The sequence below is a fragment of the Embleya sp. NPDC055664 genome (genome assembly GCF_053618075.1).
Genome location: NZ_JBSHGZ010000012.1, coordinates 1 through 12,086, shown reverse-complemented (window position 1 = coordinate 12,086; position 12,086 = coordinate 1). Strand labels below are relative to the sequence as shown.

At 73.0% G+C, this 12,086-nt stretch carries 10 protein-coding genes; 5 read left to right on the top strand and 5 right to left on the bottom strand.

Going from position 1 to position 12,086, the window contains the following annotated elements; genetic code table 11:
• The first annotated feature begins 191 nt into the window (after positions 1-191).
• The gene (locus ACWGR4_RS21120) at positions 192-428 is read left to right on the top strand and encodes a DUF397 domain-containing protein (protein WP_020554482.1); all 237 of its coding nucleotides are present in this window, start codon (positions 192-194) and stop codon (positions 426-428) included.
• A 76-nt stretch (positions 429-504) separates the two neighbouring features.
• On the opposite strand, the gene ACWGR4_RS21115 is transcribed toward ACWGR4_RS21120, so the two are convergent.
• Positions 505-1,371, bottom strand: a complete 867-nt coding sequence (locus ACWGR4_RS21115; protein ID WP_126643644.1) for a helix-turn-helix domain-containing protein — start codon at positions 1,369-1,371, stop codon at positions 505-507.
• Between the two features lie 487 nt (positions 1,372-1,858).
• Here ACWGR4_RS21115 and ACWGR4_RS21110 point away from each other — a divergent pair, with 487 nt between their 5' ends.
• Together ACWGR4_RS21110 and ACWGR4_RS21105 are read left to right on the top strand one after the other, a co-directional pair.
• Positions 1,859-3,304: an SWIM zinc finger family protein gene (locus ACWGR4_RS21110; protein WP_452129085.1), complete on the top strand. Its 1,446-nt coding sequence runs from the start codon at positions 1,859-1,861 to the stop codon at positions 3,302-3,304.
• Positions 3,301-6,114, top strand: a complete 2,814-nt coding sequence (locus ACWGR4_RS21105) for a hypothetical protein (RefSeq protein ID WP_452129086.1) — start codon at positions 3,301-3,303, stop codon at positions 6,112-6,114. Before ACWGR4_RS21110 ends, ACWGR4_RS21105 begins: the two co-directional genes overlap by 4 nt.
• A gap of 99 nt (positions 6,115-6,213) precedes the next feature.
• Here ACWGR4_RS21105 and ACWGR4_RS21100 read toward each other — a convergent pair whose 3' ends face one another.
• Entirely contained in the window at positions 6,214-6,885 is a 672-nt protein-coding gene (locus tag ACWGR4_RS21100; protein WP_380008117.1) for an O-methyltransferase, read from the bottom strand.
• 3 nt (positions 6,886-6,888) lie between these two features.
• On the bottom strand, positions 6,889-7,734 hold the full coding sequence (locus tag ACWGR4_RS21095) for an arylamine N-acetyltransferase family protein (RefSeq protein WP_452129087.1): 846 nt from the start codon (positions 7,732-7,734) through the stop codon (positions 6,889-6,891).
• A 168-nt stretch (positions 7,735-7,902) separates the two neighbouring features.
• Here ACWGR4_RS21095 and ACWGR4_RS21090 point away from each other — a divergent pair, with 168 nt between their 5' ends.
• A complete protein-coding gene (locus tag ACWGR4_RS21090; RefSeq protein ID WP_380008112.1) occupies positions 7,903-8,328 on the top strand; it encodes an ankyrin repeat domain-containing protein in 426 nt (141 codons plus the stop codon).
• A gap of 77 nt (positions 8,329-8,405) precedes the next feature.
• Complete coding sequence (locus tag ACWGR4_RS21085) at positions 8,406-9,068, top strand: hypothetical protein (protein ID WP_380008109.1); 663 nt, start codon at positions 8,406-8,408, stop codon at positions 9,066-9,068.
• A 187-nt stretch (positions 9,069-9,255) separates the two neighbouring features.
• On the opposite strand, the gene ACWGR4_RS21080 is transcribed toward ACWGR4_RS21085, so the two are convergent.
• Both ACWGR4_RS21080 and ACWGR4_RS21075 read right to left on the bottom strand, forming a co-directional pair.
• Positions 9,256-10,623 carry a M16 family metallopeptidase gene (locus ACWGR4_RS21080; RefSeq protein ID WP_452129088.1) on the bottom strand — a complete coding sequence of 456 codons (1,368 nt, stop codon included), beginning with the start codon at positions 10,621-10,623 and terminating at the stop codon, positions 9,256-9,258.
• Positions 10,620-11,957 (bottom strand): M16 family metallopeptidase, encoded by a 1,338-nt coding sequence (locus ACWGR4_RS21075; RefSeq protein WP_452129089.1) that lies wholly within the window; start codon positions 11,955-11,957, stop codon positions 10,620-10,622. Before ACWGR4_RS21075 ends, ACWGR4_RS21080 begins: the two co-directional genes overlap by 4 nt.
• Between the last annotated feature and the right edge of the window lie 129 nt (positions 11,958-12,086).

The following is a 12,086-nucleotide window of genomic DNA, read 5'->3' as shown; positions in this document are numbered from 1 at the left end:
TGGGTGAACTCCGGCTGCGCTATCATCGCCGTTGTACGCTGCAAATGCATGGTCAGATGCACGTGCATGCGTAAGTCGGACCGGTTTTGGAAGAAATTGCGACGGACCGGGACGAAGGAACGACACGTGCCGCAACCGGGGGGCGGGCGACCGCCGTCGGGTCGCTCGGCGAGAGGTCCAGGAGAAGCGTCATGCAGGCAACGCACAACGGGGTATCGGCGACCGCGCTCGACGGGGTCACCTGGCAGAAGAGCCGCCGCAGCAACTCGCAGGGAAATTGCGTCGAAATGGCCGCGCTGCCGGACGGCGACGTCGCGGTCCGCAATTCGCGCCACCCCGACGGGCCGGCGCTGATCTATACGCGCGCCGAGATCGAGGCGCTCATCCTCGGGGTCAAGGACGGGGACTTCGACAACCTGCTGGCGTGACGACCCGCCCGGGGCGCTTCACCCGGGTGGGTGTATCCCCGGCCGCGGCGGCCGAGGGACGGGGCGACCGTGTCGGTCAGTTCTCCTTGAGGATGCGCTGGAGCAGATCCACGCTCTTGTCCGGCGGCATACCGTCCACGCTCAACCGGTCCATCACCTCGGTGTACGCGTCCACCTCGTCCCGCTTGTCCAGATAGAGCGCGCTGGTGAGCTGCTCCAGGTAGACCACGTCGGGGAGGTCGCTCTCCGGGAAGCGCAGCAGCAGGAACGGACCACCCTCGGCCGCGTGCGCGCCGAACCTGAACGGCATGATCTGGATCGTCACGTTGGGCAGGGCGGCCATCTCGATCAGGTGCCGGACCTGATCGCGCATCACGTCCCGGCCGCCGATCGGGCGACGCAGGGCCGCCTCGTCCAGCACCACCCAGAGCCTGGGCGGCTTGTCGCGGTAGAGGATCGACTGGCGCTGCATCCGCAGACCGACGCGCCGGTCGACCTCGGCCGCCGACGCCGAGGGTTGTCCGGCGATCACCACGGCCCGCGCGTACTCCGGCGTCTGGAGCAGGCCGGGGACGAACTGCACCTCGTAGGTGCGGATCACCGAGGCGGCCTCCTCCAGGCCCACGTAGACCTGGAACCAACTCGGCAGGATGTCGTTGTAGTTGTGCCACCAGCCCTGGGCGTTGGCCTCCGCCGCGAGGCCCAGGAGGGCGGCCCGCTCGGTCTCGTCGCCCACGCCGTACATGGTCAGCAGATCAGCCACGTCTCGCTCCTTGAAGCTGACGCGCCCCAGTTCCATTCGGCTGATCTTCGATTCGGAGGCGCGGATCTCGTAACCGGCCTCCTCCCGCGTAATGCCCTTCGCTTCGCGCAGACGGCGAAGCTGGGAACCGAGGAGAATACGGCGAACCGTCGAGCCGCTCCCCGGCTGCGTTGCGGGCATCTGCTACCTCCGGCTGAATGGACCAGCGCATAGTATGCCGGCGCGTTGCCACGCGTCCTCGGATCATGGTTACAACAGCACTCTCTTGACGATGTGCCACCACCCACCCGGCTCGACCATGTGCCGCACACTCGGCTTGTCATGTTCGGGCTCCGGGCCCCAGCCGCCCATGCTCGCACAGGTGATACCACCTAATCGATGCCGTGGCACCGCGAATCCCCCTCTACTGCCGGGTAATCCGGAAGTTTCCGACGAACCGACGGCCCGATAGGCACGCTGCGCGCGCGGTCGGTGACACGCGTCGCATCCTGCGCCGAGCGAGTGACGTGGGCGCACTCGTGCACTCGGGTGAAGCGGCCCGCATCCTTTCGGCCGAACTCGCAGCCGAAGGCGGCACGAAAGCACCTCGCGCCCGCGCCGAGACCACCCGAGAGGACGTCGACAACATCCGATTCCCGCTGTCGGACGGGCTGTCTACGGTCTTCACATGTCCTCCCCGGTACATTCCTTCACCTATCTGCGGCCGTCCGCGCTCGGCGCCGTCGACGGCTCCCCCTCCCTCGGCCTGCAGACCTGCGGCGGGCTCGGATCGCGCGGCCTGACCCCCTTCCCGCGCTTCTTCTCCGGCTTCCTGACCGCGCCCGAGGCGGCGGCCGGCGGCCTGCTCGCGGTCGCCGACGTCGCGGCGGCGCGCTACTACCAGCCGCTGCGGCCGGGTTCGCTGGATCCGGTGGTCACCGGCAACGGGGACCGGCTGCGCTTCGAGTCGTTCTCCGCCTGCTGCGGCGTGCATGCGCGCCTCGACGTGCTGCCGGCCGGCATCGACGGCGAGATGTTCGGTACCGGCACCACCAACGTGGACGTCAACGCGCCGCTGCGCGAGGCGTTGGCCCGGGTCGGCGGCGCTGATCCGCTGCACCTGGCGGTCGGCCCCGACGACGTCACCGTCACCACCTTCGACGGCCCGGTGGTGGAGAAGAAGGTGCCGCTGCCCGAGCGCTGGCTGCGCGGCTTCGCCGAAGTCCAGGTCATCTCCGGCGGGTTCGACCTGCGCGCCGAGGTCGGCGCGGGCGAGGCGGTGCGCTTCCTGCGGGCGCTGCCGCGCGGCTCCCGGCAGGCGCTGTGGGCCGTCCCGGCCGGGCGCTCGTTGCGGCTGACCGCCCGCCCCGTGCCGGGCGCGGTGTGCCTGCCCGGGCCCGATCGCCTCCAGGCGCTCGCCAGGTTGCTGCGGCACGCGCTCGCACTCCGTATATACGGACCCGCCGTGCAGGCGCGCAGCACGGCCGTGTCGTCCGCCTGGGAGGTCGAATTGCCCGGCATGCGGATGACGTTGACGCTGTCCCCGGATCCGGCCCGCGGCTTCTCCGGCGAGGGCGCGGTGCTCACCGGCCTGGCGAGCGAGACGAGCGGCGCCGACGCGGACCTGATCTGCGCCCTGCTGGCCTGGGAACCCCGGGTCGAGATCGGCGAGTTGGCCGCCCGCTCGGGTCTGGACACCGAGCGGGTGCGGGCCGCGCTGGTGCGCCTGGGCACCTCGGGCCGGATCGGCTACGACGTCGCCGAGGCGGCCTACTACCACCGCGAGCTGCCCTACGACACCGGCAGCGTGGAGCGGATGAACCCGCGCCTGCGCGACGCGCACGCCCTGGTCGCGGCCGGCGCCGTCACGCTCACCGGCGGCGAGGAGGCGTCGGTGCGCAGTGGGGACCGCACCTACGGCCTGCGGTTGGCCGGGGACGGCAGCTGCACGTGTCAGTGGTGGGCCGAGTATCGCGGCGGGCGCGGGCCCTGCAAACATCTGCTCGCCACGCAGATCGTCCGCGGCCGGGCCGGGGCCGACACGGGCGGCGGCGCGATCCCCGCCACCGCGAGCACCACCGGCACCGCGAACGGCGGCGCGACCGCGACCGCAGCCCAGGAGGCGAACCGATGACCGGCACCACATCGACCGGCGCCCAGCCCACCGGCGCCGGCCCGGCGGGCGGCGAGTCCGCGCGCGAGCCCCTGACGTGGGAGCGGGTGCTCGCGGTCGTGGACGACCCGGGCCGGCACATGGACAACCCCGCGCCGATCGTCGCGCTGTTCGCCGGCCGCACCGAGGCCGAGCGCCGCGCGCTGGTGCCCGCCTACAAGGAGGCGGTCCGCACCCGCCGCGACGGCAGCCCCGAGGTACGCCCGCTGCGCCCGCTGCGCCACGTCGGCGTCGCGCTCCTAGGCGGCCCCGCCGGCATCGCCCAGTGGCTGCTGCGCGAGGACATGGGGTGGCCCGAGAAGTTCGGCCAGGAGGCGATATACACGATCCTCGCCGAGCGCAACCCGGCCTGGATCCCCGACATCGCCACCCGCATGGCCGCCCGGCTGCCGCTGGATTTGTGGGGCAACCAGTGGCACGTGGTGGACGCCCTGGTGCGCGGCGCCGGGTTGCCCACGCCGACCACGCCCGGCTTCGTGCTGCGGTGGATGACCGAGGTGGCCGGCCGATGGCGCGGCTCCGGCCGCCCGCTCGCCGAACATCTCGCCGCCGACCGCTACTTCCCGGACCTGCTGCCCGCGCTGTTCGAGGTCGCCGGGGTCGGGCAGAACCTGGACACCCCCACCACCGGACCGAACGCCGTGCGGCCCGGCTGGGACACCGCGCTGGCCGCGCTCGCCGACGCGAAGACGATCCAGCGCGACGTGCTCCTGGATGGCTGCCTGTCCCGGCTGCTGCGCGGCGAACGCCCCGGCGCACTGCGCGGGTTCGTCCGCCTGCACGAGGCGCTGGCACCCACCGACGACGAACTCGCCGCCCGCGTCGAGGGCTACCTCCGGCTGCTGCCCGACGCGCCCTCCACAGTGGCCGCACTCGCCCAGGCCGCGCTGCGCCGGGTGGACGGCGCGGACCTGCTCGATCCGGAGCGGATCGCCGAGGCGAGTCGCAGTGTGCTCTTCCGCGCCGAGAAGACCCTGGTACGCACCCAACTCACCTGGCTGGGCGCGGCGATCAAGCGGCACCCGGAGCATGCGGGCACCCTGCTCGCCACCGCCTGCACCGCGTTCGGCTCACCCGCCGGCGACCTCCAGGAACGCGCCGTCGCGCTGATCGCCAAGCACGTCCGCACGCTGCCGCCCGACCAGGTCGACCTCGTGCTCACCGAGGTGCGCGACGCGCTGCCGATGCTCGGCGACGCGATCCGCCCCGAAGCGGCCGCGCTGATCGGGGAAAGCGGGGCACCCGAGCCCGAGTTCGTGGTTCCGCTCGGCCCGCCGCCACCGCGCGAGCTGCCGCCGCCGATCTCCTCCATGGCCGAACTGGTCGAGGAACTGGCGGTGTTCTTCGGGAGCACCCCCAACCCGTGGGTCAATCCGCGCGGCCAGGCCACCGACCCGCTCGCGGTGGAGCGGATCGTGGCCGCCCTGCTGCGCGAACACGCTCGGGACCGCGAGGCGTTGCACACCGCGCTGTTTCCGCTCACCGAGCAGCACGGGCACATCGTGCACCAGCAGTGGTTCGCCCACCAGGTACGGGGCGCGGTCGGCGCCATGGTGGCCGCCGCCACCGGCCACGGCGGCCGACAGGGCTGGTTCCGCAGCCTGTTCGGCAAGGGCGACGCGGCCGAGCACGACCTGATCCCCGGCGAGAAGCGCGACATCGAGCGGATCGCCCCGCCGCAACGTTTCCTGCTCGCCCGGCTGTACGAGGTGGGCACCCGGCTGCGGGTGCCGCACTCCGGCCCCTACCTGGCCGAGATCGCCGACGCGGCCGGCTTCGTGGACCCCGAGGCCCTGGTGGCCGGCCTGGAGACGTGGGAGGCGTCCGGGCACAGCCCCTGGCGGCGCGACGTCGACCAGGCCCTGCTGCGGCTGCCGTCGCACCTCGACCCCGCGCTGGTCGCCCGTGCCGGCCGGCTCACTTCGCCGGCCGGCCGCCGGGTGGCCCGGACGATGGCGGCCGGCGGGCCCGCCCCGGGTCTGATCGGGCGCGGTCGATTCGACCGGATCCACCGCGAATACTCCGCACCGAAGGGCGGCTGGGTACACAGCGACGGGCCCCTGGCCACGGTCGCCCCCGGCGCCCCGGACACCGTGCCGGAGACCGCGTGGGCGCTGTACGGACTGGCCGACCCGGGCGCCGCCGCGCGCACCTCGGCCTGGTCCGAGGACTCCGGGCCGGACCTGCACTGCTGGCCGCTGCTGCTGCCCCGGGACCGGGACGTGATCGCGGCGCACCTGGCGATCTGTACCCAACGCGGCATCGACGGCACGAGCCGGGGCGCGGAGGTGCTGCCGGCGCTGGCCGAGTCGTTCGGTCCGCTGGGCCCGGGCATGTCGTTGGCCCTGGCCTACGCGCTGGGCGCGCAGGCCGCCGAGGACCGCACCGGCGCGGTGGACGCGTTCGTGACGCTCAGCGCCCGGGACGACGCGTGGGACACCGAGGCGCTGGGCCGCGACTTGGGCGAGGCGGTGCGCACACGCGGGCTCAAGACCACCCGCGTGGTGGCCTCGCTGCGCGACGCGGCCCGGGCGGGCGCGACGGGCACCGTCTGGGGCACGCTGAGCGGCTTCCTGCCGGACCTGCTCGCCGGGACGAAGGCCACCGGGCTCGGCGACGTGCTCGCGCTCGCCGCGGAGACCGCGGCCGGTTCGGGCGCGCGGGGGGTGTCCGTCCCCGGTCTGGCCGAACTCGCCGATCGCAAGGGCTCGTCCCGGGCGGTGGTGGAGGCACGGCGACTGCGGAAGGTGCTCGACGGCGACACCGGCTGAGCCGGACCGGGTGCGCGGTGCCGGACGGGTCGGGGTCGACCCGTCCGGCATCGCGGCGTCGGCTCGCCGAACCGGTGCCCGGCGTGCGCCCGGGGCGGGTCAGTCCTCGTCGAGCGCCTTCACCCGGGCCAGCGTGATCCCGTCCGCGACCGGCAACATCACCGGCTCCACCCGACGGTCGGCCTTCACGTGCTCGTTGAACGCGTGCACCGCCGCCGGCGTCGGGTCGCCGTTCGGCTTGAGCACCTGCCCGTCGTAGAGCACGTTGTCCGCGATCAGCAGACCGTTCGGCCGCATCCTCGGCACCAGCGCCTCCCAGTAGGAGATGTAGCCGTCCTTGTTCGCGTCGATGAACGCCAGATCGATGTGCGGATGCGAGGGCAGCGCGTCCAGCGTCTCCAGGGCCGGCGCGATCCGCAGGTCGATGCGATCGGCCACGCCCGCCTCCCGCCACGTCTCGCGGGCGATCTCGGTCCACTCCTCGGACACGTCGCAACACAGCAGCCGGCCGTCCGCGGCCAGCCCCTTGGCGATGCACAGCGCCGAGTATCCGGTGAAGGTGCCGACCTCCACCGCGACCCGCGGCCGGACCACACCGGAGAGCAGCGTCAACAGCGCGCCCTGCTCGGCGGGCACCTGGAGCTGGGCCAACCCACCCATGCCCCTGGTGCGTTCGATCACCGCGCGCTGCGCCGGGTCGGGCGCAAGGGAGTGGTCCAGGACGTAGTCGTACAGCTCCGGGGTGACGCGCACCTGCTTGTCGAAGGACATCGGTCAATTCTCCTCGGGTCGTTCCGGGCGCTCGGGCGGTTGGGGGAAGGCCGTGTCCCAGGGCAGCAGCAGCCCGAAGTCGCGGACCAGGAGCCGCAGCACCTCGTGATCGTTCGCGAGTCGGCGCTCCTCGGTGGAGCCGTCGCTGCGCACCACGGTCAGCACCCGGTCCACCACGTAGGCACGCTCGTGCGGGCCGCTGCGCTGCACCCGCAGGGTGTGCCGGAACGGGGAGCCGGGATGGGTGGCGACGTACCAGTTCGCCACCTCGTAGTCGACCAACTCCCGGCGCCGGAGCGTGAACTCGTAGACGGTGAACCACCCGTCGTCGCCGTACACGGTCTGCAGCAGCCACAGATCGTCCTCGCGCACCAGCCGGTAGCGCCACGCGCCCTGCGGGCTGGACACCCCCGGCAGCAGCGGCAGCGGCTCCAACAGGCCACCGCTGCCGAAGCCGACGTCGGCGATGTAGGGGTGCGCCTCGCCGGGCACCTCGACCGCGAGCAGTATGTGGGTCAGCGGCCGGATCGCGTCGGAGCCCATCCGCACCCGCGCGGCCAGCCGGGTCACTCCGAAGCCCAGCGCCTCCAACACGCCCGCGAACAGCAGGTTGTGCTCGAAGCAGTAGCCGCCGCGACCCTGCCGCACCAGCTTGTCCTCCAGGTCGGCCGGCTCCAGCGAGGGCACGCCGCCCATGACGACCTCGACGTTCTCGAACGGGATGCCGACGACGTGCGCCAAGTGCAGCGAACGCAGCGTCGCCCACGTGGGCGCGCGCTCACCGGACCAGCCGATCCGGGCGAAATAGGCGTCGAGGTCCGGATGGTGCTGATGGCGTTGCCGGCGCAAGAGCCGTCTCCTTCGGATCCGGGGCCCGGGGCCGGGCGTGGACCGATTCTCACACGCGTGTCCGCGCGGGTGGGACGGCTCGCGCGGGGTGCCACCCGATAGGTTCGGATCGGGTCGCACGGCGGCCCGGCCCGCGCCGTGCGGGCCGTCACGTGCACGGAGGTCGTCATGAGCGAGCAGCAGCCCCAGTCGCGGCCGGAGTCGCCGTCCGCCGCGGACGAGCGCGCCATCGAGGAGTTGGCCGGGCGCATGTTCGAGGCGGCGCGGGTCGGCGACGCCGAGACGCTGGGCACCTACCTGGACGGCGGGCTGCCGGCGAACCTGGCCAACGACCGGGGCGACACGCTGGTGATGCTCGCCGCGTACCACGGACACGCCGACGCGGTACGCGCGTTGCTGGAACGCGGCGCGGATCCGGACCGGGCCAACGACCGCGGCCAGACGCCGCTCGCGGGCGCGGTGTTCAAGAACGAGCCGGAGGTGGCGGCGGCGTTGTTGGCGGCCGGCGCCGACCCCGACGCGGGCACGCCGAGCGCGCGCGAGACCGCGCGGATGTTCGGCAAGGAGGACATGCTTTCGGCGACCGGTGGGTAACACAACCATGACCCTCCGTCAGTTCCCGCCTGCGCCAGGGACAGCCGGGCGTGAGGGTGTCGGGGGAGGCGCACACGATGTCCGACCAAGCCGCGATACCGCGACTCGACCTGGACGGATTCCCCACGGGCGCGGGGCTGCTGCACCTGCGATCGGACCTGCCCGAGGCCCTGGACGGAACATTCTCCCCCTGGTGCGATCGACACCACGACGATCTGCTCAAGGTGCCCGGCTTTCGGCGCGCCCGGCGCTTCGTGTTGTGCGGCGCGTTCACCAACGGTGAGGCCGAGGCCGGGCCGCCGGCCGCGCGCTACCTGACCGTGTACGACCTCAAGCACGTGGGTGTGCTTGCCGCCGCGGGCGACGACGTGCACACCCCGCTGCCGCCCGAACTGATCGGCGCGATCACCTCGTCCCGGCTGGACTGTCGCGAGGTGCGGCGCTGGCCCAACGTGTCGGTGAGCCGGCTGTTCCCGGCCGGCGACAAGGTGCTGCACCTGACCGCGCACGGCTCCGGCACGGCGATGGGTCGCTGGTTGCACGAGGAGGCGGTGGCCGAACTCCTGCGCTCACCGGGCGCGGTGGGCCTGCGCTGGTTCGACGCGGGCAACGGCCTGCACGTGCTGCTGTGCGAGGTGAGCGGCCCGATGTGGCCACTCCCCCCACACGTACCGCAGGACCTGGGCCCGGCGGTATGGAGCGGCTACCGCCAGGTATACCTCGCCGACGCCCCCACCTGACACCCGCTCGCCCGCCGATCGCCCAAGGCACCCGACCGGCCACGCCGAAGCCCGCAAAACCCCAGCGCGGCCGATTGCCCCAGGGGCCCGATCGGCCACGCCGAAGCTTCTGAAACCCCAGCGTGGAAGCTCAAAGCAACGGGTGGAGCGGGCGGGCACACCACCCAACCAAGACGCACCCGCAGCGTCACACCTCGGACCGCACCACCTCGAACCCGGCCGCCTCCAGGTCCGGGGCCACCCGACCCGCATCGCCCTCGACCACAATGGCAAGCTCGTCGGGCCGCAGATGCGTCGCCGCCGCCCGAGAGACCGCGGCCCGATCCGTGGACCCGATCTCGGCGTATTCACGCGTCACATGATCGTCCGGCAGGCCATGCACGATCGCCTCGATCAACCTGCCGCCGATGCCGCCCGGCGTCTGCAGGTTGATCGGCATGCTGCCCAGCGCATGGGCCCGGGTCGCGGCGAGCTCGTCGTCCGTGACCCCGTCGGAGTGCATCCGCCGGATCTCCGCGATCGTGTCCACCACCGCCGCGGCGGTGACCTCGGTGTGCACCGCGGCGGACATCGTGAACGTGCCCGAGCGGCGGCCGTGGCCGAAGCTCGCGTGCGCGCCGTAGGTGTAGCCCTTGACCTCGCGCAGCAGGTGGTTGAGCCGGGAGCCGAAGCTGCCGCCCAGCACCTCCGCGCACAACTCGATGGCGATCAGATCCGGCGTCGAGCGCGGCGCCGCGGTGTGCCCGATCCGCAACACGGACTGCACCGCGCCGGGTCGGTCCACCACGATCGCCTGCCGGGTCGAGGGCGCGCCGGTGAACTCGGCGAGTTCGGCGGGGTGTCCGGTGCCGGTCGCGCCCGCGAAGACGATCGTGCCCAGCGCCCGGAGGTCGACCGTGTCCAGGTCGCCGACCACGGCCAGGGTGCCGGGCGCGGTCATCCGGGCCGCGTGGAAGGCCCGGATCGCGTCCGCGGTCAGCGCGGCGGCGGTGTCCGGGGTGCCGCCGAGCACCCCGCCGAGCCGGTGCTCCGGTCCGAACAGGGCCTGCCGGAAGGCGAGTTGGGCGCGGGTGCCGGGTTGTGCCCAGGCGGTCTTCAGGGACCGCACGTGGTCGGCCAGGAAACGCTCGACGTCGGCGTCGGTGAAGGCCGGGCGGCGGATCGCCTCGGCGACCAGATCCAGGCCCTCGGCGAGCCGGTCGGCGGGCAGGTCGATGCCCACCTCCTGGGTCTCCCACCCGCAGGCGATGCGCCACTGTGCGCCCAGGGCCTCGACGGCCACGCCGAACGCGTCCGCGTCGCGGTCCAGGCTGCCCTCGTCCAGCAGGGAGCAGGTGATCCGGGCCAGGCCGTCCAGGCCGACCGGTTCGTGCAGCGCGCCGCTCTCCATGACCGACTTGGCCCAGGCCAGGCGGTGTCCGGGCAGGTGCGCACCGACCACCTCGCCGCCGGCCACGCCGACCCGGCGGACCTCGGGGAAGCGGTACGGGCGCGGCTCGGTGCCGGTGGGCCGCTCGGCGACCAGGGTGTGTCGGGTCCCGATGTGTGCGCTCATGCGGCGGCCTCCGGCTCGTCCGTGTCGATCCCGGCGCCCGCCTCGGCGGCCTCGGGCAGGAACTCCAGCACGATGCGGTTGTCCGCGTGCAGGATCTCGCGGGCGACGCGGTGCACGTCCTCGGTGGTGACCGCGAGCAGGTGGTCGAGGTGGTCGCGGATCGACTCGGCGTCGCCGAAGCGGGTGGTGAAGCGGCCGATCGCATCGGCCCGGCCGCCGGCGGTGGACAACTCGCGCAGCCAGTCGCCGGCGAGCATCGCCCGTACCCGGTCGAGTTCGGCCTCGGTCACCCCCTCGTCCGCCACCCGGTCGCACACCGCGACGTAGGCGTCGAGGAGTTCGCCGGGTTCGGTGCCCTCGCTCGGCGCGCACGAGCCCATCAGGACCGACTCGTGGTTGAGGTAGCCCCACGCGGACAGGAACGCGCCGGTGGACTGGGCCAGATTGCGGGCGGTGACCAGCTCGCGGTACAGCCGGCTGCCCCGGCCACGCCCGACGACCGCGGCGAGCACGGTCGAGGCGGGCGCGTCCGGGGTGCCGAAGCGCGGCGCCCGGTGGCACAGGAACAGGCGCGGCGTGGGCACGTCCCGATACACCGTCACATGCTGTCCGGCGCCGAAGCGGGCGGGCAGCGGGTCGGGGGAGGGCTGCGGGAAGGAGCCGCGCGGGGCGATCCCGCCGAAGTAGCGCTCGGCGAGCGCGACCACCCGGTCCGGGTCGACGTCGCCGACCACGGTCAGCACCGCGTTGTCCGGCGCGTAATAGGTCTCGTGGAAGGCGGTGAAGTCGGCCGGTTCGGCGCTGTCCAGCTCCTCCATCGAACCGATCGTGGACGTCGCGTAGGGATGGCCCGCCGGGTAGGCGAGGGCCGTCATCTCCTCGCTCCAGGTCCCGTACGGCACGTTGTCGTAGCGCTGCCGGCGCTCGTTCTTGACCACCTCGCGCTGGTTGTCCAGGGTTTCCTGGGTCAGCGCGAGCGAGCCCATCCGGTCGGCCTCCAGCCACAGCGCGAGGTCGAGCCGGCCCGAGGGCACCGTCTGGTAGTAGTTGGTCCGGTCCGGGTTGGTCGACGCGTTGATCCCGTCGCCGCCGCAGCCCTCGATCGCGGCGAAGTGGCCGCCCTTGTCGACGTGCGCGGAGCCCTCGAACATCAGGTGCTCGAAGAGGTGGGCGAAGCCGTGCTTGCCCGCGACCTCGTGCCGCGAGCCCACGTCGTACCAGAGGTTGACCGCGGCGAGCGGCACCGTGCTGTCGGGGCAGACCACCACACGCAGACCGTTGGCGAGCCTGGTCCGGTGCAGGGCCCACGGGAAGTGGGCGGAAGTTGACGGCACGTCAGGTTCCTCCGGGGGTGCGGCGATCGACGACGGACCGCCATTGTTTCAGGCGGAGGCACCGAGCGGGCGCGACTGCGAACGCACGACGACCACCCGCCCCGGGTACGTGCCCGGGGCGGGTGGTCG